26 protein-coding genes are annotated in these 22,365 nt (G+C 71.2%); 7 read left to right on the forward strand and 19 right to left on the reverse strand.

Annotated elements, in window-relative coordinates:
* The first annotated feature begins 104 nt into the window (after positions 1 to 104).
* Together LWJ43_RS12635 and LWJ43_RS12640 are read left to right on the forward strand one after the other, a co-directional pair.
* Positions 105 to 1,367, forward strand: coding sequence for a nucleotide sugar dehydrogenase (locus LWJ43_RS12635; protein WP_277332384.1), 1,263 nt, complete (start codon positions 105 to 107; stop codon positions 1,365 to 1,367).
* 115 nt (positions 1,368 to 1,482) lie between these two features.
* Entirely contained in the window at positions 1,483 to 2,085 is a 603-nt protein-coding gene (locus tag LWJ43_RS12640) for a hypothetical protein (protein ID WP_277332385.1), read from the forward strand.
* A gap of 78 nt (positions 2,086 to 2,163) precedes the next feature.
* On the opposite strand, the gene LWJ43_RS12645 is transcribed toward LWJ43_RS12640, so the two are convergent.
* The 4 genes from LWJ43_RS12645 to LWJ43_RS12660 form a co-directional block, all read right to left on the reverse strand.
* The gene (locus tag LWJ43_RS12645; protein WP_015578403.1) at positions 2,164 to 3,288 is read right to left on the reverse strand and encodes a GuaB3 family IMP dehydrogenase-related protein; all 1,125 of its coding nucleotides are present in this window, start codon (positions 3,286 to 3,288) and stop codon (positions 2,164 to 2,166) included.
* Between the two features lie 105 nt (positions 3,289 to 3,393).
* Positions 3,394 to 4,896, reverse strand: coding sequence for an IMP dehydrogenase (gene guaB / locus LWJ43_RS12650; RefSeq protein ID WP_277332386.1), 1,503 nt, complete (start codon positions 4,894 to 4,896; stop codon positions 3,394 to 3,396).
* A gap of 135 nt (positions 4,897 to 5,031) precedes the next feature.
* Entirely contained in the window at positions 5,032 to 5,607 is a 576-nt protein-coding gene (locus LWJ43_RS12655; protein WP_277332387.1) for a sigma-70 family RNA polymerase sigma factor, read from the reverse strand.
* Between the two features lie 377 nt (positions 5,608 to 5,984).
* Entirely contained in the window at positions 5,985 to 6,596 is a 612-nt protein-coding gene (locus tag LWJ43_RS12660) for a response regulator transcription factor (RefSeq protein ID WP_003948568.1), read from the reverse strand.
* A 434-nt stretch (positions 6,597 to 7,030) separates the two neighbouring features.
* On the opposite strand from LWJ43_RS12660, the gene LWJ43_RS12665 reads away from it, so the two are divergent.
* Positions 7,031 to 7,360, forward strand: coding sequence for a WhiB family transcriptional regulator (locus LWJ43_RS12665; RefSeq protein WP_277332388.1), 330 nt, complete (start codon positions 7,031 to 7,033; stop codon positions 7,358 to 7,360).
* Between the two features lie 119 nt (positions 7,361 to 7,479).
* Here LWJ43_RS12665 and LWJ43_RS12670 read toward each other — a convergent pair whose 3' ends face one another.
* Entirely contained in the window at positions 7,480 to 8,370 is an 891-nt protein-coding gene (locus LWJ43_RS12670; protein ID WP_277332389.1) for a LysR family transcriptional regulator, read from the reverse strand.
* Between the two features lie 82 nt (positions 8,371 to 8,452).
* On the opposite strand from LWJ43_RS12670, the gene LWJ43_RS12675 reads away from it, so the two are divergent.
* Both LWJ43_RS12675 and LWJ43_RS12680 read left to right on the forward strand, forming a co-directional pair.
* Positions 8,453 to 9,127: an MOSC domain-containing protein gene (locus tag LWJ43_RS12675; protein ID WP_277332390.1), complete on the forward strand. Its 675-nt coding sequence runs from the start codon at positions 8,453 to 8,455 to the stop codon at positions 9,125 to 9,127.
* Between the two features lie 102 nt (positions 9,128 to 9,229).
* Positions 9,230 to 10,003: an SDR family NAD(P)-dependent oxidoreductase gene (locus LWJ43_RS12680; protein ID WP_277332391.1), complete on the forward strand. Its 774-nt coding sequence runs from the start codon at positions 9,230 to 9,232 to the stop codon at positions 10,001 to 10,003.
* Positions 10,004 to 10,083: 80 nt separating this feature from the next.
* On the opposite strand, the gene groL is transcribed toward LWJ43_RS12680, so the two are convergent.
* The 3 genes from groL to LWJ43_RS12695 all read right to left on the reverse strand — a co-directional run bounded on the left by groL (position 10,084) and on the right by LWJ43_RS12695 (position 13,444).
* Positions 10,084 to 11,709: a chaperonin GroEL gene (groL, locus tag LWJ43_RS12685; protein ID WP_015578397.1), complete on the reverse strand. Its 1,626-nt coding sequence runs from the start codon at positions 11,707 to 11,709 to the stop codon at positions 10,084 to 10,086.
* A 97-nt stretch (positions 11,710 to 11,806) separates the two neighbouring features.
* Entirely contained in the window at positions 11,807 to 12,115 is a 309-nt protein-coding gene (gene groES / locus LWJ43_RS12690; RefSeq protein WP_003966899.1) for a co-chaperone GroES, read from the reverse strand.
* 387 nt (positions 12,116 to 12,502) lie between these two features.
* On the reverse strand, positions 12,503 to 13,444 hold the full coding sequence (locus LWJ43_RS12695) for a polysaccharide deacetylase family protein (protein WP_277332392.1): 942 nt from the start codon (positions 13,442 to 13,444) through the stop codon (positions 12,503 to 12,505).
* Positions 13,445 to 13,534: 90 nt separating this feature from the next.
* Between LWJ43_RS12695 and LWJ43_RS12700 the strand changes: the two genes are divergently transcribed.
* Positions 13,535 to 14,758 (forward strand): THUMP-like domain-containing protein, encoded by a 1,224-nt coding sequence (locus LWJ43_RS12700; RefSeq protein WP_346771984.1) that lies wholly within the window; start codon positions 13,535 to 13,537, stop codon positions 14,756 to 14,758.
* Position 14,759: 1 nt separating this feature from the next.
* Here LWJ43_RS12700 and LWJ43_RS12705 read toward each other — a convergent pair whose 3' ends face one another.
* The 9 genes from LWJ43_RS12705 to tsaB all read right to left on the reverse strand — a co-directional run bounded on the left by LWJ43_RS12705 (position 14,760) and on the right by tsaB (position 20,682).
* Positions 14,760 to 15,410: a hypothetical protein gene (locus tag LWJ43_RS12705; protein ID WP_277332393.1), complete on the reverse strand. Its 651-nt coding sequence runs from the start codon at positions 15,408 to 15,410 to the stop codon at positions 14,760 to 14,762.
* Positions 15,411 to 15,467: 57 nt separating this feature from the next.
* The gene (locus LWJ43_RS12710; protein ID WP_277332394.1) at positions 15,468 to 15,740 is read right to left on the reverse strand and encodes a DUF1876 domain-containing protein; all 273 of its coding nucleotides are present in this window, start codon (positions 15,738 to 15,740) and stop codon (positions 15,468 to 15,470) included.
* A gap of 77 nt (positions 15,741 to 15,817) precedes the next feature.
* A complete protein-coding gene (locus LWJ43_RS12715) occupies positions 15,818 to 16,282 on the reverse strand; it encodes a VOC family protein (protein WP_277332395.1) in 465 nt (154 codons plus the stop codon).
* Positions 16,283 to 16,354: 72 nt separating this feature from the next.
* Positions 16,355 to 17,596, reverse strand: coding sequence for an RNA polymerase sigma factor (locus tag LWJ43_RS12720; protein WP_462100881.1), 1,242 nt, complete (start codon positions 17,594 to 17,596; stop codon positions 16,355 to 16,357).
* 76 nt (positions 17,597 to 17,672) lie between these two features.
* A complete protein-coding gene (locus LWJ43_RS12725) occupies positions 17,673 to 18,029 on the reverse strand; it encodes a YciI family protein (protein WP_277332398.1) in 357 nt (118 codons plus the stop codon).
* A 145-nt stretch (positions 18,030 to 18,174) separates the two neighbouring features.
* Positions 18,175 to 18,444, reverse strand: a complete 270-nt coding sequence (locus LWJ43_RS12730; RefSeq protein WP_277332399.1) for a hypothetical protein — start codon at positions 18,442 to 18,444, stop codon at positions 18,175 to 18,177.
* Complete coding sequence (gene tsaD, locus LWJ43_RS12735; protein ID WP_277332400.1) at positions 18,441 to 19,547, reverse strand: tRNA (adenosine(37)-N6)-threonylcarbamoyltransferase complex transferase subunit TsaD; 1,107 nt, start codon at positions 19,545 to 19,547, stop codon at positions 18,441 to 18,443. Before tsaD ends, LWJ43_RS12730 begins: the two co-directional genes overlap by 4 nt.
* Positions 19,547 to 20,038: a ribosomal protein S18-alanine N-acetyltransferase gene (gene rimI, locus LWJ43_RS12740; RefSeq protein WP_277332402.1), complete on the reverse strand. Its 492-nt coding sequence runs from the start codon at positions 20,036 to 20,038 to the stop codon at positions 19,547 to 19,549. The genes tsaD and rimI overlap by 1 nt, the downstream gene beginning before the upstream one ends.
* Positions 20,035 to 20,682, reverse strand: coding sequence for a tRNA (adenosine(37)-N6)-threonylcarbamoyltransferase complex dimerization subunit type 1 TsaB (gene tsaB / locus LWJ43_RS12745; RefSeq protein WP_277335877.1), 648 nt, complete (start codon positions 20,680 to 20,682; stop codon positions 20,035 to 20,037). Before tsaB ends, rimI begins: the two co-directional genes overlap by 4 nt.
* A gap of 145 nt (positions 20,683 to 20,827) precedes the next feature.
* On the opposite strand from tsaB, the gene LWJ43_RS12750 reads away from it, so the two are divergent.
* The gene (locus LWJ43_RS12750; RefSeq protein WP_277332403.1) at positions 20,828 to 21,409 is read left to right on the forward strand and encodes a hypothetical protein; all 582 of its coding nucleotides are present in this window, start codon (positions 20,828 to 20,830) and stop codon (positions 21,407 to 21,409) included.
* A 44-nt stretch (positions 21,410 to 21,453) separates the two neighbouring features.
* Here LWJ43_RS12750 and LWJ43_RS12755 read toward each other — a convergent pair whose 3' ends face one another.
* Positions 21,454 to 21,651, reverse strand: a complete 198-nt coding sequence (locus LWJ43_RS12755) for a hypothetical protein (RefSeq protein WP_277332404.1) — start codon at positions 21,649 to 21,651, stop codon at positions 21,454 to 21,456.
* Positions 21,652 to 21,821: 170 nt separating this feature from the next.
* Entirely contained in the window at positions 21,822 to 22,358 is a 537-nt protein-coding gene (tsaE, locus tag LWJ43_RS12760; protein ID WP_277332405.1) for a tRNA (adenosine(37)-N6)-threonylcarbamoyltransferase complex ATPase subunit type 1 TsaE, read from the reverse strand.
* Between the last annotated feature and the right edge of the window lie 7 nt (positions 22,359 to 22,365).

The raw sequence follows: 22,365 nt of genomic DNA on the forward strand, positions 1-22,365 counted from the left end.
TCACAGAATGCGACATATAGGTCATATTTACGCCTAGTCTGACATAGCGCTGTCCACAGCAGTTGCACTTTCTGTCTCTTGGTCTTAGGGAAAGGACGGCCCACATGCCCGCAGACCTCGCCGTCATCGGACTCGGTCACCTCGGCCTGCCCCTCGCCCAAGCAGCCGTCGGCGTGGGGATCCACACCGTCGGCTACGACACCGACCCACGCCCCTTCGCCGAACTCTCGGCGGGCCGTACTCCGGTCGAGGGATCCCTCAGCGCGTCCGACATCCGCCGGATGCTCTCGGGCGGCTTCCGCCCCACCGCCGACCCGGCCGAACTGGGCCGCGTACGCACCGCCGCGATCTGCGCCCCCGCGCCCCTCGGCCCGGACCGCACCCTCGACCTCGGCGCGGTCACCGACGCGGCCCGCGCGCTCGCCGCCCGGCTGCGGCCGCACACCACCGTCCTGGTGGAGTCGGCGGTCCCGCCCGGCACCACCGAGAACGTCGTACGCCCCCTGCTGGAGGAGGGCTCCGGGCTGCGCGCCGGACGGGACTTCCACCTCGCCCACTCCCCCGGCCGCCTCGACCCCGGCAACCGCGTCCACGTGTACGGCAACACCCCGAAGGTCATCGGCGGCCTCACCTCCGCGTGCACCGAGTCCGCCGCCGCGTTCTACGGACGGCTCACCGACAAGGTCGTGAGGGCCCGCGGGCCGCGCGAGGCGGAGATGACGAAGGTCCTCGAAACCAACTTCCGCCACGTCAACATCGCGCTGGTCAACGAGATGGCGGTGCTCTGCCACGACCTCGGTGTCGACCTCTGGGACGTCATCAGGTGCGCCGAGACGAAGCCGTTCGGCTTCGAGCCGTTCCGCCCCGGCCCCGGTGTGGGCGGCCACGGCGCCCCGGTCGACCCCGGCTACTTCCCGTACAGCAGCCGTACGCCCGGGCACCCCCTGCGCATGGTCTCGCTCGCCAAGGAGATCAACGACCGGATGCCGAGCTATGTCATCCAGCGCTGCGCGACCCTGCTGAACGAGCACGGCAAGTCCGTCCGGGGGGCCAGGGTCCTGCTGCTCGGCGTCACGTACAAGCCGGACCTCGCCGACCAGGAGTCCTCACCCGCCCGCGAGATCGCGACCCGGCTGATGGACATGGGCGCCCAGATCGGCTACCACGACCCGCACGTCCTGGACTGGCGGGTGCGCGACCTTCCCGTACCGCGCGCCGACTCGCTCTACGAGGCCGCCGCCGGAGCCGATCTGACGGTGCTGCTCCAGCACCACCGCACCTACGACCTCCAGGGCCTCGCGGTGAAGGCCCAGCTCCTCCTGGACACCCGGGGAGCGACCCCGGCGGGAGCCGCCCACCGGCTGTGACGCGTGTCCCCGGACGGGCCCCCGGAATTCCCGGTGGGCCGTGTCGGCGCGGGCTGCTAGCCTGCGGCGTCACTTCTCGCACAGCCGTGCGCACCGCCCCAGGGGGAACACCCGTATGAGCCAGCCCGTACAGCCACCGAACCCGCCGCAGCAGCCCCACGGCGGCCAGCCGGCCGAGGGCAACCCGTACGCGGGTCAGCAGCCCACGCCCGGAAACCCCTACGCCGGTCAGCAGCCCGTTGCCCCGACGGGCAACCCGTTCGCGGGCCAGCAGCCCGGGCAGTTCAGCGGCGGCTTCCCGCCCGCCCCTCCGGCCCCGCGCGGCAATGTGGGCCTCGGCGTGCTGACCGCCTTCGGTACGGCGATCGTCGCGGCGATCCTGTACGGCGTCATAGCCGGCTCCATCGAGCGCGAGGTCGGCTACGCGGCCATCGGCGTCGGCTTCCTCGTCGGCTTCGCGGCGAGCAAGGTCGGCGGTCCCCTCCCGGCCATCGGCGCGGCCAGTGCCCTCTTCTCCCTGGGCGCCGTCTTCCTCGGTCAGCTCGTCGCCATGTCGATGATCCTCGCGGACGGTCTGGGCGTCGGCTTCTCCGAGGTCTTCTTCGAGCACTTCGGCGACGTCATCGACGTCTGGAAGCAGGAGGCCGACTTCATGACGTACCTCTTCCTCCTCCTGGGTCCGGTCGCCGCCTTCGGTGGGGCCAGGAAGGCCGCGTAACCAGCGGCGCGTCACCGCGTCACACGCGACGGCCCGGACCTCCGAGAGGTCCGGGCCGTCGCGTGTGCTCCGCGGAGATCAGCGGCGGTGCTGCGAGTCCGCCACCGTCACCTCGACGCGCTGGAACTCCTTGAGGTCGCTGTAGCCCGTGGTGGCCATCGCGCGGCGCAGCGCGCCGAAGATGTTCATCGAGCCGTCGGGCGTGTGCGAGGGGCCGGTCAGGACCTCCTCGGTCGTGCCGACGGAGCCGAGGTCGACCAGCTTGCCGCGCGGCACGTCCTCGTGGACGGCCTCCATGCCCCAGTGCCGGCCGCGGCCGGGCGCGTCCGTGGCACGGGCCAGCGGGGAGCCCATCATCACGGCGTCCGCACCGCAGGCGATCGCCTTGGGCAGGTCGCCGGACCAGCCGACGCCGCCGTCCGCGATGACGTGCACGTACCGGCCGCCGGACTCGTCCATGTAGTCGCGGCGGGCCCCGGCCACGTCGGCGACCGCGGTCGCCATCGGGACCTGGATGCCGAAGACGTTGCGCGTGGTGTGCGCGGCGCCGCCGCCGAAGCCGACGAGGACACCCGCCGCGCCGGTGCGCATCAGGTGCAGGGCGGCGGTGTACGTGGCACAGCCGCCGACGATCACCGGGACGTCCAGCTCGTAGATGAACTGCTTCAGGTTGAGCGGCTCGGCCGCGCCGGAGACGTGCTCGGCGGAGACCGTCGTACCGCGGATGACGAAGATGTCCACGCCCGCGTCGACGACGGCCTTGGAGAACTGCGCGGTGCGCTGCGGGGAGAGCGCGGCGGCGGTGACGACACCGGAGTCGCGCACCTCCTTGATGCGCTGCCCGATCAGCTCCTCCTGGATGGGGGCGGAGTAGATCTCCTGGAGCCGCGGGGTGGCGGTCTCGACGGGCATCTCGGCGATCTCGTCGAGGAGCGCCTGCGGGTCGGCGTGCCGGGTCCACAGCCCCTCGAGGTTGAGGACACCGAGGCCGCCCAGCTCACCGATGCGGATGGCGGTCTGCGGTGAGACCACCGAGTCCATGGGCGCGGCCAGGAACGGCAGCTCGAAACGGTAGGCGTCGATCTGCCAGGCGATCGAGACCTCCTTCGGGTCACGGGTGCGCCGGCTCGGCACGACAGCGATGTCGTCGAACGCGTATGCCCTGCGGCCGCGCTTGCCGCGCCCGATCTCGATCTCAGTCACGATGGTGTGGCCTTTCCCTCTACGTCTGCGCTGACCAGTATCCCCGACGCACGCGTGAGGGGCGGTCCCGGGAACACCGGTCCGCCCCTCACCTGCGCTGATGCCTTACTTCCTGCTGTAGTTCGGTGCTTCGACCGTCATCTGGATGTCGTGCGGGTGGCTCTCCTTGAGACCCGCCGAGGTGATCCGGACGAAGCGGCCCTTGCTCTCCATCTCGTCGACGGTCGCGGCGCCGACGTAGCCCATGGTCTGGCGGAGGCCGCCGACCAGCTGGTGGAGGACGTTGGCCAGCGGGCCGCGGTAGGGCACCTGCCCCTCGATGCCCTCGGGCACGAGCTTGTCGTCCGAGGACACCTCGGCCTGGAAGTAGCGGTCCTTGGAGTAGGACCGTCCCTGGCCGCGGGACTGCATGGCGCCCAGCGAGCCCATGCCGCGGTACGACTTGAACTGCTTGCCGTTGATGAACATCAGCTCGCCCGGGGACTCCTCGCAGCCCGCGAGGAGGCTGCCCAGCATCACGCTGTCAGCCCCGGCGGACAGGGCCTTGCCGATGTCTCCGGAGTACTGGAGGCCACCGTCGCCGATCACGGGGACACCGGCGGCACGGGCGGCGAGGGCCGCCTCGTAGATCGCGGTGACCTGCGGGACACCGATACCGGCGACCACGCGGGTCGTACAGATCGAGCCGGGTCCGACGCCCACCTTCACGCCGTCGACACCCGCGTCGATCAGCGCCTGGGCGCCGTCACGGGTGGCGACGTTGCCGCCGATGACGTCGATGGCGACGCTCGACTTGATCTTCGCCATCCAGTCGAGGGCGTTGCGGTTGTGCCCGTGCGAGGTGTCGACGATGAGGAAGTCGACACCCGCCGACGCGAGCGCCTGCGCGCGGTCCAGCGCCTCGGGGCTGGCGCCGACGGCCGCGCCGACCAGCAGACGGCCTTCGGCGTCCTTGGCGGCGTTCGGGTACTGCTCGGCCTTCTTGAAGTCCTTGACCGTGATCAGGCCCTTCAGGACGCCCGAGTCGTCGACCAGCGGAAGCTTCTCGATCTTGTGGCGTCGCAGCAGCTCCATGGCCTCCACACCGGAGATGCCGACCCGCCCGGTGACGAGCGGCATGGGCGTCATGACCTCGCGCACCTGGCGCGACCGGTCCGACTCGAAGGCCATGTCACGGTTGGTCACGATGCCCAGGAGCTTGCCCGCGGGGTCGGTGACCGGCACTCCGCTGATGCGGAACTTCGCGCAGAGCGCGTCCGCCTCGCCGAGTGTGGCGTCGGGGTGCACGGTGATCGGGTCGGTGACCATGCCGGACTCGGACCGCTTGACCAGGTCGACCTGGTTCACCTGGTCCTCGATGGAGAGGTTGCGGTGCAGCACGCCGACGCCGCCCTGACGGGCCATGGCGATGGCCATCCGGGCTTCGGTCACCTTGTCCATGGCAGCCGACAACAGGGGGATGTTCACCCGCACGTTGCGCGAGATGAGGGACGAGGTGTCGACCGCGTTGGGCAGGACCTCGGACGCGCCCGGCAGCAGCAGCACGTCGTCGTATGTCAGCCCGAGCGTCGCGAACTTCTCAGGCACTCCGTCGACGTTTGCAGTCATGACACCTTCCCCAAATGGTCTTGATCGGTGCGGATGTCCATGCTAACGGGCTCACGGGGTGTCTCATTCCACGATCAAGATCACCTAGGGGTTCTGTGGCTTCCTCCACACCGCGGGAGCCTCGGGGGCCGGTCCCTACTGGCCTGCGAGGGCCCGCAGTCTGCTCAGCGCGCGGTGCTGGGCGACCCGGACGGCGCCCGGGGACATTCCGAGCATCTGCCCGGTCTCCTCGGCGGTCAGGCCGACGGCGACCCGCAGGACCAGCAGTTCTCGCTGGTTCTCCGGAAGGTTGGCGAGGAGCTTCTTCGCCCAGGCGGCGTCGCTGCTGAGCAGGGCCCGCTCCTCGGGGCCGAGTGAGTCGTCGGGCCGCTCCGGCATCTCGTCGGAGGGCACGGCCGTCGAACCGGGGTACCGCATCGCGGCGCGCTGGAGGTCGGCGACCTTGTGGCCCGCGATGGCGAAGACGAAGGCTTCGAACGGCCTGCCGGTGTCCTTGTACCTCGGCAGCGCCATCAGCACCGCCACGCAGACCTCCTGCGCGAGGTCCTCCACGAAGTGACGGGCATCACCGGGAAGCCGGTTCAGCCGGGACCTGCAGTAGCGCAGGGCGAGGGGGTGGACGTGCGCCAGCAGGTCGTGGGTGGCCTGCGCGTCGCCGTCGACGGCGCGGTGCACCAGAGCACCGATCACCGTCGTCCCGTCCTCACGCATCGGACCATGGTGCCTTGACGGCGTCCGATCCGATGCATCGCGTCCCGAGTTGTGCACCGAAGCGTTATCAGCGGCCGCTTCCGTGTCGCCGACGGACACGTCGGCACCATCGGCGGGCGCGCCGGCCGGTGCGCCGTCGGCGTGGTGAGTGAGTGCTCCAGCGTTCTGAGCGGGTGCGCCGGATGTCATGTCCTGCGCCCTCCCCTTCCGCTCGACCGAATGTTCCCCGAGGAACTCCACCACCCCAAGGATGCGGCATCGGCCAGGAAGCGTCACATAGCGCTGGTGGGGACGGCCCGGCCGCGGGTCCGCCGCCACCGTCGCCCCGTCCGCCGGCGTGCGGACGGGATCGCACGGCTGTCGGCCGCGCCGCGGTGTCAGCGGACCAGGCCCCAGCGGAATCCGAGCGCGACGGCGTGCGCGCGGTCCGAGGCGCCGAGCTTCTTGAACAGCCGCCGCGCGTGCGTCTTCACCGTGTCCTCGGAGAGGAACAGCTCGCGCCCGATCTCCGCGTTGGACCGGCCGTGGCTCATCCCTTCGAGCACCTGGATCTCCCGGGCCGTGAGCGTCGGCGCCGCGCCCATCTCCGCGGACCGCAGCCTGCGCGGGGCGAGCCGCCAGGTCGGATCGGCGAGCGCCTGGGTCACGGTGGCGCGCAGTTCGGCACGCGAGGCGTCCTTGTGCAGATAGCCGCGCGCCCCGGCGGCGACCGCGAGCGCGACCCCGTCGAGATCCTCCGCGACGGTCAGCATGATGATCCTGGCCCCGGGGTCGGCCGAGAGCAGCCGCCGGACCGTCTCCACACCCCCGAGACCGGGCATGCGTACGTCCATCAGAATCAGATCCGAACGATCCGCTCCCCAGCGGCGGAGGACCTCCTCCCCGTTGGCCGCGGTCGTCACACGCTCGACGCCGGGCACGGTCGCAACCGCGCGGCGGAGCGCTTCTCGGGCAAGCGGGGAGTCGTCGCAGACGAGGACGGATGTCATGACCGTCCTCCGCAGCTGATGCGCGTCACCTTGAGCCTCCAGGCTGGTACAAGTCGTCACCTGTGCGGTTGACCCCCTCGGACATGTGCCCGAGCTCGTTCTCCGTCAACCGCCTCCCCCTCATCAACGACGGTCACTCGAAAGAGTTACGGGCCAAAGCATCCGGTTCGGCACTCTAAGTGAGGGGGCGTGCACGGAGAAGAGCGACACGGGATCACTCGCCCCCCGATCGACCTTCCACTCGACGACCTGCCCCATTTAGCGGGTTTTCTTCCCTTTTGGTGACGTCTGTGGCTAGATTCGCAATCAGTCATATTTACATCTACTAAGACCGTAGATGTACCGTCGGGACTCCGGTCACCGTCGAGCACGTGACGAGCGACAACGGTCGAGGATGCCGTTTCCGAACCAGCAAGGTTTCGAGGGGACACGCAATGGCAGATTTCTCCCGCCTTCCAGGGCCGAACGCGGACCTGTGGGACTGGCAGCTGCTGGCCGCCTGCCGTGGGGTCGACAGTTCGCTGTTCTTCCACCCCGAAGGAGAACGAGGAGCGGCCAGGAGCGCCCGTGAGACCTCGGCCAAAGAGGTCTGCATGCGCTGCCCGGTACGCGCCGAGTGCGCGGCTCACGCACTCGCGGTGCGCGAGCCCTACGGCGTCTGGGGCGGCCTGACCGAGGACGAGCGCGAGGAGCTCATGGGCCGCGCCCGCAACCGCCTGATCTCCGCCCACTCGGGTCCGCCGCCGGACGCCGGTCGCACCTGACGCTCCGCAGGGATCACCGAGAAAAGAAACGTTTCTTCACAACCGCACGCCCGCCGTCGGACCCGCTCGGCCGGGTGCGGCGGGCCGGGCCCGCCGCAGTGCGGCTGGGAACGGGCCGCTCAGCGTGCGGCCGCCAGGGACAGCTGGTCCAGGGTCGCCGCCACCGCCGGCACACGGGCGAGGTCGGGCAGGGTGAGGGCGACGATCTCCCGCTCCACCGCAGGCTCCACCGTCACCGTGCGGGCCCCCTTGGGCCGTACCGACTCGAGGGCGAGCCCGGGCAGGACGGCGACGCCGAGCCCCGCCCCCACGAGGCCGATCACCGCCGGGTAGTCGTCGGTGGCGAAGTCGATGCGGGGGGTGAAGCCGGAGGACTCGCAGACCTCCACCAGCTGACGCCTGCAGCGCGGGCACCCGGCGATCCACGGCTCGTCGGCCAGTTCCCCGATGCCCACAGCGTCCGTCCCCGCCAGCCGGTGCCCCTCGGGCACCAGGCCGATCAGCCGGTCCTTGAGCAGCGGGCGCACGACCAGGTCGTCCCATTCGCCGGTGGCCGTCCCGTAGCGGAACGCGAGCGCGATGTCGCAGTCGCCGTCGCGCAGCATCTCCACCGAACGCGGCGGTTCCGCCTCGACGAGCGAGACCTGTGTTCCGGGGTGCGCGGCACGCAGGGCGGCGAGGGCGCCGGGTACCAGGGTGGAGCTTCCGCTGGGGAACGACACGAGTCGGACCCGGCCGGCCCGCAGCCCGGCGATCGCGGCGACCTCCTCCTCGGCGGCGGTCAGTCCGGCGAGGATGCCGGAGGCGTGCCTCACTAGCGCCTCACCCGCTTGGGTGAGGCGCATCTCGCGTCCCGTGCGGATCAGCAGCGGGGTGCCGGCGGAGGTCTCCAGCGCCTTCATCTGCTGGCTGACGGCGGGCTGGGTGCAGCCCAGCTCCCGCGCGGCGGCGGAGAAGGAGCCGGTGGTGGCCACGGCGCGCAGGACACGGAGATGACGAGCTTCGATCACCCTTCAACCATAAGGGACTCTTGCAGTATCGGTCGATTAACCATGAGCGGCTTTGAGAGCTTCGCGGTTAACCTGTCCGGTTATGAAGGTGCTCACCGTGAATCTCGGCCGTCCCACCCCCTCCGCGCACTCCGACGCCGCCGACGGCCTCACCGGGATCGGCAAGGAGCCGTCCGGCGTCCCGGTGCGAGTCGCCGACCCCGGCCCCAAGGGCAGCGGGGGCAGCGGTCTGTCCGGCGACGCGGTGTGCGACCTCCGCCATCACGGCGGCACCGACCAGGCGGTGTACGCGTACGCCCGCGAGGAGCTCGACGCCTGGGAGGAGCAGCTCGGCCGTCCTCTGCCCAACGGCGTGTTCGGCGAGAACCTGACGACCCTCGGTGTCACGGTGAGCCACGCGCGGATCGGGGAGCGCTGGAGGATCGGCGACGAGTTGGTCCTCGAGGTGACCTCGGGTCGCATTCCCTGCCGTACGTTCGCGGGCCACCTGGGTGAGCGGGGCTGGGTGAAGCGGTTCACGCGGGAGGGGGCCACGGGCGCGTATCTCCGCGTGGTCGTGCCGGGCACGATCCGTTCCGGGGACCCGGTCGAGGTGGTGCACGTGCCCGACCACGACATCACGGCCGCCCTGGAGTTCCGGGCGACGACCACGGAGCGGGAACTGCTGCCCCGCCTGCTCGACGCCGGGGACGCGTTGCACACGGAGACGCTCCGCGCGGCGCGGGCCTGGGTGGCGAAGCAGAGCCCCGTCTCCTAGGGCCCGCCGGCCGGACCGGTGCGGCCCTCCGTCCCGGGTCGCTCAGGGCCGAGGGAGAAGGCGGGTCGGGGCCCCGCCCGGGCGGACGCTAACGTGCCGCTTATGACGACTGCACTGATTACGGGCGCGACGGCGGGGATCGGGGCCGCCTTCGCACGGCGGCTCGCGGGTGACGGGCACAATCTGGTGCTGGTGGCCCGCGACACGGAGCGGCTCCGGGTCCAGGCCACCGAGCTGCACGACCGGCACGGCATCGAGGCCGAGGTGCTCACCGCCGACCTGTCCACGGATGCCGGGATCGAGGCGGTCGCCGCACGGCTGACGGATCGTGTGAGCCCGGTCGACCTCCTGGTCAACAACGCCGGCTTCGGCAACAAGGGGCGCTATCTGGACGTGTCCGTCGCCGACGAGCTGACGATGCTCAAGGTCCACTGCGAGGCGGTGCTGCGACTGACCTCGGCCGCGGCGGGCTCGATGCGGGAACGCGGCCGTGGCGGAGTGGTCAACGTGGCCTCGGTCGCGGCCTTCCTGCCGCGGGGGACGTACGGGGCGTCGAAGGCGTGGGTCGTCCAGTTCACCCAGGGGGTGGCGAAGGACCTGGCGGGTACGGGCGTGCGGCTGATGGCGCTGTGCCCCGGCTTCGTGCGGACCGAGTTCCACCAGCGGGCCGGGATGGGGACGGGAAACATCCCGGACTGGATGTGGCTCGACGCGGACAAGCTGGTGGCAGCGGCCCTGGAGGACCTGGCCCGCGGCAGGTCCGTGTCGATCCCGGACCCGCGCTACAAGGCGCTGATGGGCCTGGTGAGGCTGACGCCCCGCAGCCTCCTGGGAGGAGTCACCTCCCGCGCGGGCCGGACGTACGGCCCCAAGTAGCCGGACGTGCCCCGCACCGACACCGAGGCCCGGTGCCCCCGCGACGGGGGTACCGGGCCTCGGTGGCGTACGGAGCCGTACTAGTGGGAGTGGCCGTGGCCGCCGTGACCGGCGTCGGCCTCTTCCTCGGCCGGCTTCTCGACGACCAGGGTCTCGGTCGTGAGCAGCAGCGACGCGATGGACGCGGCGTTCTCCAGGGCGGAGCGGGTGACCTTGACCGGGTCGATGACGCCGGCCTTCACCAGGTCGCCGTACTCGCCGGTCGCGGCGTTGAAGCCCTGACCCTTGTCGAGCTCGGCGACCTTCGAGGTGATGACGTAGCCCTCGAGGCCCGCGTTCTCGGCGATCCAGCGGAGCGGCTCGACGGCGGCGCGGTGCACGACCGCGACACCCGTGGCCTCGTCGCCGGTCTTGCCGAGGTTGCCCTCGAGGACCTTGACGGCGTGGACCAGAGCGGAGCCACCACCGGAGACGATGCCCTCCTCGACCGCGGCGCGGGTCGCGGAGATGGCGTCCTCCAGACGGTGCTTCTTCTCCTTGAGCTCGACCTCGGTGGCGGCACCGACGCGGATGACACACACGCCGCCGGCCAGCTTCGCGAGGCGCTCCTGGAGCTTCTCGCGGTCCCAGTCGGAGTCCGTGGCGTCGATCTCGGCCTTGATCTGGTTGACGCGGCCCTTGACGTCGGCGGAGTCGCCGCCGCCGTCGACGATGGTCGTGTCGTCCTTGGAGACCGTGACGCGGCGGGCGGTGCCGAGCACGTCCAGACCGGCCTGGTCGAGCTTGAGGCCGACCTCCTCGGCGATGACGGTCGCACCGGTGAGCGTGGCGATGTCGCCGAGCATGGCCTTGCGGCGGTCACCGAAGCCGGGGGCCTTCACCGCGACGGCGTTGAAGGTGCCACGGATCTTGTTGACGACGAGGGTGGAGAGCGCCTCGCCCTCGACGTCCTCGGCGATGATCAGCAGCGGCTTGGAGCCACCCGCCTGGATGACCTTCTCCAGGAGCGGGAGCAGCTCCTGGATGGAGCCGATCTTGCCCTGGTGGATCAGGATGTACGGGTCGTCGAGGACGGCCTCCATACGCTCCTGGTCGGTCACCATGTAGGGGGACAGGTAACCCTTGTCGAAGGCCATGCCCTCGGTGAACTCGAGGTCCAGACCGAAGGTGTTGGACTCCTCGACGGTGATGACACCGTCCTTGCCGACCTTGTCCATCGCGTCCGCGATGAGCTCGCCGACCTGCGGGTCCTGCGCGGAGAGCGCGGCCACGGCGGCGATGTCGGCCTTGTCGTCGATCGGGCGGGCGGTCGCGAGGAGGTCCTCGGACACGGCCTTCACGGCGGCGTCGATGCCCTTCTTCAGGGCGGCCGGGGACGCGCCCGCGGCGACGTTGCGCAGGCCTTCGCGGACGAGGGCCTGGGCGAGCACGGTGGCGGTGGTGGTGCCGTCACCCGCTACGTCGTTGGTCTTGGTCGCCACCTCCTTCACCAGCTGGGCACCGAGGTTCTCGTACGGGTCGTCGAGCTCGACCTCGCGCGCGATGGTGACACCGTCGTTGGTGATGGTGGGGGCGCCGAACTTCTTGTCGATGACGACGTTGCGGCCCTTCGGGCCGATCGTCACCTTCACCGTGTCGGCAAGCTTGTTGACGCCGCGCTCAAGGGCGCGACGGGCGTCCTCGTCGAACTTCAGAATCTTCGCCATGGGCTGAGCTGTCCTCTCAAACGAACTGCGCCCCTCGCCACCCGGCTAGTTTTTCGCAGGGGGCCAGGGGCGCAGAACAGAAGCAAACGTGGGTGAACTACTTCTCGACGATCGCGAGAACGTCGCGCGCCGAGAGGACGAGGTACTCCTCGCCGTTGTACTTCACCTCGGTGCCGCCGTACTTGCTGTACAGAACGACATCGCCGGTCTTGACGTCGAGCGGAAGGCGCTCGCCGTTCTCGAAGCGGCCCGGGCCCACGGCCAGGACGACGCCCTCCTGGGGCTTCTCCTTGGCGGTGTCCGGAATGACCAGGCCGGAAGCCGTGGTCTGCTCGGCGTCGAGCGGCTGGACCACAATGCGGTCCTCGAGCGGCTTGATCGCAACCTTGGAGCTGGTGGTCGACACGATCCGGTCTCCCCCTTCGGAGATCTCACGGGGTTTAACAGTCTGTGGGGTGGCGACCAGACCGATCCGTCGTCGCGGGTGCCGGACCTGCCCTGTCGCGCGGTTGTGCTGGCACTCTCCATCGGTGAGTGCCAGCACAGAGACTATGACCGCGATTAGCACTCGGTCAAGCGGAGTGCCAATTGACCACCCTCGCGTGGCGTCGGAGGGACCGGCGCACGCCCGGATCAACGCGGGAGAGGGGCGCGGCGTTCCGGTGCGGTCGGGGCGGACACACGGACCGCACCGGGGGGGAGCCGCACGGGCAGGGAAGCCGCACGGGCGGGGAAGCCGCACGGGCGGGCGGACGCCCCGTCATGAGGTCCGCTCCCGCGCCGGCCTCGCCCGTCAGACGTAGTCCTCCAGCCTGGCCACGGCGTACCCCTTGTCCGTGACCGTCTTCATGACGCGGCGGATCATGTCGGGCATGGTTCCCTTCCAGTCCTCCTCGCCGCGGAAGTGGGTCAGGATGATGTCGCCGGGGTGCAGGTCCTGGTCCCACTCGCGCCACTCCATGTGGTCGGGGAACGCCTCGGCCGCCCACAGGGGCACGGCCTTGATGCCGCAGGACTTCGCGATGCGCAGGGTGTCGCCGTTGTAGTTGCCGTACGGCGGCCGGAAGAGGGTGGCCCTCTTCCCGAAGTACTTCTCGAGCTTGTCCTGCTCGCCGCAGATCTCCCGCCGCTGGTCCTCCTTCGAAAGCCCCGGGAGGTAACGGTGGTTGAGCGTGTGGTTGTTGAGGGTGACCCCCCGGGCCTGCATGTCCTTGAAGTAGCCGTAGTCGTCACTGACCACGTAGTCGCTGATGAAGGCGCTGTACGGGATCTTCAGCTCGGTCATCATCCGCAGCAGTTCGGGGTCCTTCTCCGCCCCGTCGTCCATCGTCAGGAAGACGATCCGCTCCTTGGTGGGCACGGTGGTGAAGACCGGCGGCAACGTCTTCCCGCCCTCCACCTCGAATCCCTCCCGGGTCGTGATGCGCGGCTTCACGGCGGGTGGCGCGGGGGCTGCGAGCGGCATCTTCGCCAGCCCCCATTTCCTCGCGGCGGCGACGCGGGCGGCCTGCTCCCGCTTCAGACGCCGGGCCTTCGCCTCGGCCGCGACGGCGCCCTGCCGGGCGGCCGCGACTCCCGGCTGACCGGCGACGGGCTCCGAGGGGCGGCCGGCCCCCTCGTCCCCACCGTCGGCGCACCCGGATGCGGTCGCGCCGATCATCAGGGCGGCCAGGACCGCGCAGACCGTTCTGTGACGCTTGACGCCGAATTTTTCTTTTTGTCTTACTAGCTGCATGGCGCCGCATCCTGCCACCGGGGCACCGGCCTCCCGCCTCGACACCTCCGGCGGACCGGGCGCGTCCCCCGGCTGGCTCACAATGGAGCCGTGAACGCCATTCCCCCCGACGCCCGGACCGACCCCGCCGATCCGCTCGCCTCTTTCGCCGCCCTGCGCACCCCCGAGGGGGCCGCGCTCCTGGACGAGCTGCGCGACCACGACCCGGCCCGGGAACTGGCGACGGCGACCCGGCTGCGCCGTGCCCACCCCGCCGCCCTGGTGTCGGCCGCGCTCGGTCAGGCCCGGCTGCGGCAGCGCGCGGAGGCGAAGTTCGGGGCCGAGGACGCGTACCGCATGTTCTTCACCCCGAACGGCGTGGAACAGGCGACCCGCACCTCGGTCGCCGGCTACCGCGCCGGGCGGTTCGCGGAGCTCGGCGTGCGGAGCGTGGCCGACCTGTGCTGCGGGATCGGCGGCGACGCGATCGCCCTGGCCCGGGCGGGCATCCCGGTCCTGGCCGTCGACCGGGATCCGCTCACCGCACAGGTGGCCCGTGCCAACGCCGAGGCGCTCGGCCTCCAGGACCTCGTCGAGGTGCGGTGTGCCGACGTCACCGAGATCGACACCACCCCCTACGACGCCGTCTTCGTCGACCCGGCGCGGCGCGGCGGGCGCGGCAGGATCTTCGACCCCGAGGCCTACTCGCCACCGCTCTCCTGGGCGACCGGGGCCGCGCTGAAGGCCCCCCGCGCCGCACTGAAGATCGCCCCCGGTGTCCCCCACGAGGCGATCGGACCTCAGGCCGAGGCCGAGTGGATCTCGGACGGCGGCGACGTGAAGGAGGCCGTGCTCTGGTTCGGCGAGGGCTTCACCCCCGGGGCCTTCCGGGCCACGCTGCTCCCGTCCCGCACGACCCTCACCTCGGACGGCCCGCTGCCCGCCCCGCCGGTCGGGCCCGTCGGCCGGTATCTGTACGAGCCCGACGGCGCCGTGATCCGCGCCCATCTGGTGGCCCGGATCGTGGAGGCGTGCGGGGGGCGGCTGATCGACGAGACGATCGCGTACGTCACGAGCGACGTGCCGTACGAGTCCGACGCCACCGCCGCGTACGAGATCACCGATCAGCTGCCCTTCAACATGAAGAAGCTGAAGGCGCTGCTGAGGGAGCGTCAGGTGGGTGTCCTGACCGTCAAGAAGCGCGGCTCGGCGGTCGAACCGGAGGAGTTGCGGCGGAAGATGAAGCTCCAGGGGCCGCACGAGGCCACGGTCTTCCTGACCCGGGTGGCCGGGGCCCCCACGATGCTGATCGGGCAGCCGGTGAAGCGGCCCTGATTCAGCCTTCCACCGTGACCAGCGGGTCCGCGGGCACTCCGAGGATCACCCGGAGCACCCAGCGGCGATGCGCGAACGCCTTGACGAGGCCGGTCAGTCCGGTCAGCCACGCGAGGAATCCGAGCCCCATCAACAGGGTCACCAAGCCGTACGTCTCCTCGCCGGCCCTGGCGGTCGCCGGGACGACGACACAGGTGAACAGGCCGACTGCGCAGAGCGCGAACGACATCAGCAGCCAGAGGAGACTCGCCCGCGGCATGCGCAGGGGCGCGTCCCCCGCCGGATCGCGGTCCAGCCCGCCCCATTCCACGAGGAGCCGGTGGACCCGCAGGTCCCTGGCCACACCGACGGCGAGGAGGGCGACGGCGGGGACCAGCACGGCCGCACCGCCCGCGAGGCAGACGACGGCCGGGACCGCGCTGAGGGCGTCGTAGGAGTCCTCGAACATGAGGAGGGCCGTCCCCACGACCGACCAGCCCAGTGCGGCGACACCCGCCCACATCCAGAGGATCCCGAGCCGCGCGGGCCCGATGAACATCTTCACCAGCTCACCGAGGACGACCGCCCGGTCCCTCAACAGGTCCTCCCGGCCGGGCCATGCGCGTATCTCCACGGGTGGGGGCGAGGGCGGGAGTGGCGAACGACTGGGCATGGCCCAGACATTACCGAGTCCGCGCGTCGCCCCGCGCCGGTGGAACGCCGTGGCCGGTCAGGTCAGCGGGTACGACGCCCGGCCCGACGCCTCGTCGATCTCGTCGTGTGCCTTGGTGAGCAGTTTCATGGCGAGTTCGTTGAGCGCACGGGCCCCGGCGATCTCCTCGCCCACCCGTGGCTGTTGCGAGTCGGAGGGGTGCCGGCTGGCGTAACCGTGGGCCCGCACCTCGGTCCCGTCGCTCAGCCGTACCATCGCGGCCGCACGGGTGCGATGGGTGTCCTCCTCGAATTCCAGCTCGACATGCCATCCGACGGTCGTCTCCATCATGACGGTCACCTCCCGGGGTCTCCTGTCTCCAGGGTGCGCCCGTCGTCCCGCCCCCGCACGGCGTGCGGACCCGCGCCTCAGGCGTCCAGAAGGGCCTGTACGTCCAGCTTCCGCATCCCCATCATCACCTTCATCGCCCGGTCCGCCCTGGCCCGGTCAGGACCGGAGAGCAGTTCGGGCAGCGCACGCGGGACGATCTGCCAGGACAGGCCGTACCTGTCCTTCAGCCAGCCGCACATGCTCTCCTCACCGCCCTCGGTGAGCTTCGCCCACAGCCTGTCGACCTCCTCCTGGTCCACGCAGTCCACGCTCAGCGAGACGGCCTCGCTGAAGTGGAACTGGGGGCCGCCGTTGAGTCCGAGGTACTCCTGGCTCGCGAGCACGAAGTCCACCGTCAGGACCGTGCCGGTCTGCCCCGGCGCCGCTTCCGTGGTGCGGGTGACCTCGACGACGCGGGAGTCGCCGCCGAAGACCGATACGTAGAACTCCGCCGCCTCCTGGGCCTGGCCGTCGAACCACAGACAGGGCCTGATCTTCTGCATGGTCCTTCTCCTCCACTCGCCGCGCTGCTCCGCGGAACGCTGTGCAAGGTAGACCGCGGCGGGGCCCGGAACTCATCGGGACACGCGCTCGGCACGTGCGAGCAGCAGTTCCCTCTCCCGCGCGTTGCGGGTCAGCTCGGCCGCGCGGACGAACGCGGTGTGCGCCTCCTCGCCGCGTCCCAGCCGTTCCAGCAGGTCGCCGCGCACGCTCGGCAGCAGGTGGTAACCCGAGAGGGCCGGGTCGCCCACGAGTGCGTCGGTCAGGGCGAGGCCGGCCTCCGGCCCCTCGGCCATCGAGACGGCCACCGCCCGGTTCAGCTCCACCACCGGCGACGGGGCGACCCCCACGAGCCGGCCGTAGAGGGCGGCGATCACCGGCCAGTCGGTGTCGGAATACCGCACGGCGCGGGCATGGCAGGCGGCGATCGCGGCCTGGAGCGTGTACGGCCCCGGGGCGCCGCCCAGCGCGTGCGCCCGTTCCAGGGCGGCGAAGCCCCGCCGGATCAGCAGCTGGTCCCAGCGGCCCCGGTTCTGTTCGGCCAGCAGGAGCGGCGTGCCGTCGGCGCCCGTCCTGGCGCGGGTCCGGGACGCCTGGAGTTCCAGGAGGGCGGCCAGCCCGTGGACCTCCGGTTCCCGGTCCATCAGGCCCGCCAGCAGTCGTGCGAGCCGCAGCGCGTCCTCGCAGAGCGCGGGGCGCAGCAGGTCGTCGCCGGCGGTGGCCGCGTACCCCTCGTTGAAGATCAGGTAGATCACGTCGAGCACCGGGCCGAGCCGGGCGGAGCGTTCCGGGCCCGACGGCACCTCGAAGGGCACGCCCGCACGCCCGAGGGTCCGCTTGGCGCGGACGATGCGCTGGGCGACGGCGGACTCCCGGACCAGGAACGCGCGGGCGATCTCGTCCGTGCTCAGGCCGCCGAGCAGGCGGAGGGTGAGTGCGACGCGCGCCTCGGTGGAGAGCACCGGATGGCACGACGTGAAGATCAGCCGGAGCAGGTCGTCGTCGATGCCGTCCGGGTCGGCCGGTTCGGGCGACGGCACGTCCTCCAGCGCCCTGCCGGCCTCGGCCAGCTTGCGGGCGTAGGTCTCCCTGCGGCGCACGAGATCGATCGCCCGGTGCTTGGCGGTGGCCATCAGCCAGGCCCCGGGGCGGTCCGGGACGCCGTCCTCGGGCCACTGCTCCAGCGCGGCGACGAGTGCGTCCTGCGCGATCTCCTCGGCGATCCCGACGTCCCGCACGATGCGCGCCGTGCCGGCGATGATCCTGGCCGACTCGATGCGGTACACGGCCTCGACGGCGCTGCTCGTTGCTGTCACGGGCACACATCAGAGCAGCCGGGGGCGGGCGCGGCAAGAATCCGCCACCCGCCCCGGTCGCTGCCCGCCGTACCCGTCAGCCCTCGGCGATCTCGCGGATCTCGGAGGTGATCGTCCAGTACGGCTCGTGGACGGCGAGGAAGCGCTTGGTCCACTCCAGGACCTCGGCCTTGTCCTTGGCCTGGATGAGGGCGTAGCCGCCGATGACCTCCTTGGTCTCGGTGAACGGTCCGTCGGTGACGGTGAACTCGCCGTTCGACCAGGTGACCCTGGTGCCTTCGGAGGTCGGGGTGAGGCCCGCGGTGTCCAGCAGGACACCCGCCTTGGTCATCTCCTCGATGAGCGCCCCCATACGCTCCATCAGCGCCTCGCTGGGGCCCTCGGCCGGGGCGTTCTTCTCGTCGATCCGGACCATCGTCAGATAGCGCGGCACGGTGTCTCCTCAGACTTCGGAAGCGGGGCTGTTCCCCACCTCTCACCCATGCGTCGAACGGGAGGGGCCCGGATCGACACGTCCGGGAAGATTCTTCGGGATTCCTCTCCGGGGGTCGTCCGGTCCGGCGCTCCCCGCCCCCGGATCAGCCGCCCGCCGGGCCGAGGGACTCGAAGCGCCACCGGTGGACGGCGCGGGTGATCAGCCCCGCGTCCGGCTCCGGCAGCTCCGGCAGTTGGTCGTCGTATCCCGCGTCCCACCAGGTCAGCACGAGCACCCGGTCCTCGGGGGCGCGCAGCAGCTCACTGCGCAGCGGCTTCGGGGACAGCTCGGCCGCCCTCGCCCCGGCCCACTCCAGCAGTTCCGCACCCCGGCCCTCCGGGGCGCGGGCCTCCCACATCAGGGCGACGGTCATGAGTAGAGGTTGTCCTTGCTGATCTCGTGGACGTGGTCATGGCCGTGGTCGTGGCTGTGCGCGCCCGGCACATGGGTCTCCGTGACCGGCAGGGAGGAGTCCGCCGAGAGGCCGAGATCGGACACCGGGCGGTTGCGCGCCACCATCTCCGCGCCGAGGGCGGCGACCATCGCGCCGTTGTCCGTGCAGAGTCCCGGCCGGGGGACCCGCAGCCTGATCCCGGCCTTCCCGCACCGTTCCTCGGCGAGCGCGCGGAGCCGCGAGTTGGCCGCGACGCCGCCGCCGATCATCAGGTGGTCGACACCCTCGTCCTTGCACGCCCGGACGGCCTTGCGGGTGAGGACGTCCACGACGGCCTCCTGGAAGGACGCCGCCACGTCCCGTACGGGAACGTCCTCGCCCGCCGCGCGCTTGGCCTCGATCCAGCGCGCCACGGACGTCTTGAGCCCGGAGAAGGAGAAGTCGTACGCGGGGTCGCGGGACCCGCTCAGGCCGCGCGGGAAGGCGATCGCCTTCGGGTCGCCCTCCCTGGCCAGCCGGTCGATGACCGGACCGCCGGGGAATCCGAGGTCCAGCACCCGGGCGATCTTGTCGAAGGCCTCGCCCGCCGCGTCGTCGATGGTCGCGCCGAGCGGCCGCACGTCGTTGGTGATGTCCGGGGCCAGCAGCAGCGAGGAGTGCCCGCCGCTGACCAGCAGCGCCATCGTCGGCTCGGGCAGCGGGCCGTGCTCCAGCTGGTCGACGCAGATGTGCGAGGCGAGGTGGTTCACGCCGTACAGCGGCTTGTCCAGGGCGTACGCGTACGCCTTGGCCGCCGAGACGCCGACGAGCAGGGCACCGGCGAGCCCTGGGCCGGCCGTGACCGCGATGCCGTCGAGGTCACGGGCGCTGATCCCGGCGTCCTTCAGGGCGCGCTCGATGGTGGGGACCATCGACTCCAGGTGGGCGCGGGAGGCGATCTCGGGCACGACACCGCCGAAACGGGCGTGCGTGTCGACGCTGGAGGCGACGGCGTCGGCGAGGAGCGTGGTCCCTCGCACGATGCCGACACCGGTCTCGTCGCAGGAGGTCTCGATGCCCAGTACGAGCGGTTCGTCAGCCATCAGTCTGTCTCTGTTCCTTGTACGGTCAGGCGCATGACGAGTGCGTCGATGTTGCCCGGCTGGTAGTAGCCCCGCCGGAAGCCGATGGGCTCGAAGCCGAAGCGTTCGTAGAGCTTCTGGGCGCGGGTGTTGTCGACGCGGACCTCGAGGAGCACCGCGGCGCATTCGAGGGCGGTGGCGTGCCGGAGCAGGTCGGTCAGCAGTTCGGAGCCGAGGCCGCCGCCCCACCGGTGCCGGCCCACCGCGATCGTCTGGACGTCGGCGAGGTCGCCGGCCGTCGCCAGGCCCGCGTAGCCGACGATCCGGCCGTCGGCGGGGTCCTCGGCGACGACGTAGCGGTGGGTGGAACCCGGTCCGCGGGTGCGGGCCAGTTCGGACCAGAACATGCCCGCCGACCAGGCGTCGTCGGGGAACAGCTCGTGTTCCAGCTCCAGCACGGGCTGGATGTCCCACCAGCGCATCTCGCGGAGCACAGCGGTCGCGGTGGTCACTTGGGGGTGACCACCTTGTAGTTCTTCGGGACCTGGGCGTCGGGCCTGCGGAGGTAGAGCGGCTGGGGCGGCAGCAGTGCGGCGCCGGCGGCCAGCCGTTCGGCGGCCAGGGCGGCGAGCGCCGCGGCGGAGACGTGCTCCGGACCGCGGGCGTCCGGGAAGGCCTCGGGGTAGAGCAGCGCGCCCGCGCCGGCGACGGACAGTCCGGCGAGCCGGTCCGCGACGTCGGCGGGCCGGTCGACGGAGGGCTCGCCGTCCCGGGTGCGGAAGTCCGCGTAGCGCGCCCAGTAGACCTCCTTGCGGCGCGCGTCGGTCGCGACAGCGAAGGGGCCTTCGAGGCCGTCCAGGCCGGCGGCGTACGCGAGGGCGTCGAGGGTGCACACCCCGTGCACCGGCACGGAGAGGGCGGAGCCGAAGGTGGCGGCGGTGACCAGACCGACACGCAGCCCTGTGTACGGGCCGGGGCCGACCCCGACGGCGACATCGGTCACGGCGTCGAGCTTCACCCCGGCCTCGGCGAGGACCCGGTGGACGGCGGGGAGGAGAAGCTCCCCGTGCCTCCGGGCGTCGACCTGGCCGGTCTCGGCGACGACGGAGGTCCCGTCGTGGAGGGCGACGGTGACGGCGGGGGTGGCGGTATCCATGGCGAGCAGCAGCACACAAACAGCCTACGGCTCCGCCGACTCGGCCACGGCGGCCCGTGCAGCGTCCCGGTCTCCCCTTCCGCTGCTGGTACCGTCGCCGGGTATACGCGTGTACGACGTAAATGCTTGTACGACATGCGACGGAATGCATGTGAAAGGGGACCTCACGGTGGCACGGGGCAGCTCGGGAATCGTGGCCGGGCTCACCGCCGCGGCGGTGGCCGCGGTCTGTTTCCTCGCCTACCAGGCGTCGGCGAACGCGCCCGACTCCGTCGCCGTTCCCTCGGCCGGGCCCTCCAGCGCGCCGGTGAAGCCGTCCGCGACGCCGGAGGCGACGAAGGAGCCGCTCGCGGTCCCCGCGGACTCCGACACCGGTGCCCGCGTCGTGTACGCGCTGAAGGACCGCCGGGTCTGGATCGTGGACGACAAGGAGAAGACCCTCCGGACGTTCACCGTCATGCCGAGTTCGGTGAGCCCTCTGCCGGGCGTCTACACGGTGACCTCACGCTCGGGCACCATCAAGGGTTCCGACGGTGTGCTGATCGAACACGTGGTGCGTTTCGCGAACGTCGACGACGTGTCCGTGGGCTTCAGCGCCGCCCAGGACGGCTCGATGCAGAGCCCCGACCCCACGATGAAGACCGGCGGCGTGCGGATGAAGAGGGCCGACGGCGACGTGCTGTGGACCTTCGCCACGGTCGGTGTGAAGGTCGTCGTCGTCCCCTGAGGCACGTCCCGCCCGACGACCGGGCGGGACCGGCCCGGGCGGGGTCACGCCGCAGCGGGGCCCGCGTCGTCGGTGTCGTCCACGTCCTCGTCCGCGTCCGCGTGCTCGGTCTCGCGGGGCGGCGTCGACACCGCTGTCGCGGCCGCACAGGAGGCCAGCAGGTCCTTCATCGACACCGCGGACACCGACGGTGGCTCCGCCTGCGACGACTGCGGCTGCACTTCACGCTCGGGTGCCGGCATGGATGCCTCCTCGGGCTTCGGCGAGAGGCGTGGTTAGGTAGACCTAACCAGTACCTGTACCCCATGTGACCACGACGGGGCTCCCCGACGCAACATTTTACCGACGTCCTGTCGGAAAGCGACGGGACGCGTCGGGAAGCCGGGGCACGGACATCACCGCACGGGGCCGGCTACCCGAGGGCCGACAGCTCGGCGCCGAGTCCGGCCCAGCGGGAGCCGATCCCCATCAGGGTCACCGTGCGACGCTCGTCGTCGGTGTCACCGACCGCCCGGTCGATCACCACGCGCAGCCTGTCCTGGGACAGCTCCTCGACCTTGCCGTCGCCCCACTCCACGACGATCACCGACTCCGGGAGCGAGACGTCGAGGTCCAGGTCCTCCATCTCGTCGAGCCCTCCGCCCAGGCGGTACGCGTCGACGTGGACCAGGGCGGGGCCCCCGCCCAGCGGCGGATGGACCCGGGCGATGACGAAGGTCGGCGAGGTGACGGCACCGCGCACGCCGAGGCCCTCGCCGAGGCCCCGGGTGAGAGTGGTCTTGCCCGCACCGAGCTCGCCGGTGAGCATCACGAGGTCTCCGGGCGCCAGAACTCCGGCGATCCGGCGGCCCAGCTCCTTCATCTCTTCGGGGGACTCGACTGCGACGTCCAGGGTGACGGTGCCCGGTGCGACGGTGCCGGCCACCGGGCCGTTGTGCGCTGCTTCCATGCCGACC

The organism is Streptomyces sp. JH34 (genome assembly GCF_029428875.1).
In the GTDB taxonomy this organism is placed as follows: Bacteria; Actinomycetota; Actinomycetes; order Streptomycetales; family Streptomycetaceae; genus Streptomyces.

Coding starts and splice junctions, on each gene's coding strand:
- LWJ43_RS12635 (WP_277332384.1), top strand. CDS start 105: ATGCCCGCAGACCTCGCCGTCATCGGACTCGGTCACCTCGGCCTGCCC.
- LWJ43_RS12640 (WP_277332385.1), top strand. CDS start 1,483: ATGAGCCAGCCCGTACAGCCACCGAACCCGCCGCAGCAGCCCCACGGC.
- guaB (WP_277332386.1), bottom strand. CDS start 4,896: ATGACTGCAAACGTCGACGGAGTGCCTGAGAAGTTCGCGACGCTCGGG.
- LWJ43_RS12655 (WP_277332387.1), bottom strand. CDS start 5,607: ATGCGTGAGGACGGGACGACGGTGATCGGTGCTCTGGTGCACCGCGCC.
- LWJ43_RS12660 (WP_003948568.1), bottom strand. CDS start 6,596: ATGACATCCGTCCTCGTCTGCGACGACTCCCCGCTTGCCCGAGAAGCG.
- LWJ43_RS12665 (WP_277332388.1), top strand. CDS start 7,031: ATGGCAGATTTCTCCCGCCTTCCAGGGCCGAACGCGGACCTGTGGGAC.
- LWJ43_RS12675 (WP_277332390.1), top strand. CDS start 8,453: ATGAAGGTGCTCACCGTGAATCTCGGCCGTCCCACCCCCTCCGCGCAC.
- LWJ43_RS12680 (WP_277332391.1), top strand. CDS start 9,230: ATGACGACTGCACTGATTACGGGCGCGACGGCGGGGATCGGGGCCGCC.
- groL (WP_015578397.1), bottom strand. CDS start 11,709: ATGGCGAAGATTCTGAAGTTCGACGAGGACGCCCGTCGCGCCCTTGAG.
- LWJ43_RS12695 (WP_277332392.1), bottom strand. CDS start 13,444: ATGCAGCTAGTAAGACAAAAAGAAAAATTCGGCGTCAAGCGTCACAGA.
- LWJ43_RS12705 (WP_277332393.1), bottom strand. CDS start 15,410: ATGCCCAGTCGTTCGCCACTCCCGCCCTCGCCCCCACCCGTGGAGATA.
- LWJ43_RS12710 (WP_277332394.1), bottom strand. CDS start 15,740: ATGATGGAGACGACCGTCGGATGGCATGTCGAGCTGGAATTCGAGGAG.
- LWJ43_RS12715 (WP_277332395.1), bottom strand. CDS start 16,282: ATGCAGAAGATCAGGCCCTGTCTGTGGTTCGACGGCCAGGCCCAGGAG.
- LWJ43_RS12730 (WP_277332399.1), bottom strand. CDS start 18,444: ATGACCGTCGCCCTGATGTGGGAGGCCCGCGCCCCGGAGGGCCGGGGT.
- tsaD (WP_277332400.1), bottom strand. CDS start 19,547: ATGGCTGACGAACCGCTCGTACTGGGCATCGAGACCTCCTGCGACGAG.
- tsaB (WP_277335877.1), bottom strand. CDS start 20,682: ATGGATACCGCCACCCCCGCCGTCACCGTCGCCCTCCACGACGGGACC.
- LWJ43_RS12750 (WP_277332403.1), top strand. CDS start 20,828: ATGCATGTGAAAGGGGACCTCACGGTGGCACGGGGCAGCTCGGGAATC.
- LWJ43_RS12755 (WP_277332404.1), bottom strand. CDS start 21,651: ATGCCGGCACCCGAGCGTGAAGTGCAGCCGCAGTCGTCGCAGGCGGAG.
- tsaE (WP_277332405.1), bottom strand. CDS start 22,358: ATGGAAGCAGCGCACAACGGCCCGGTGGCCGGCACCGTCGCACCGGGC.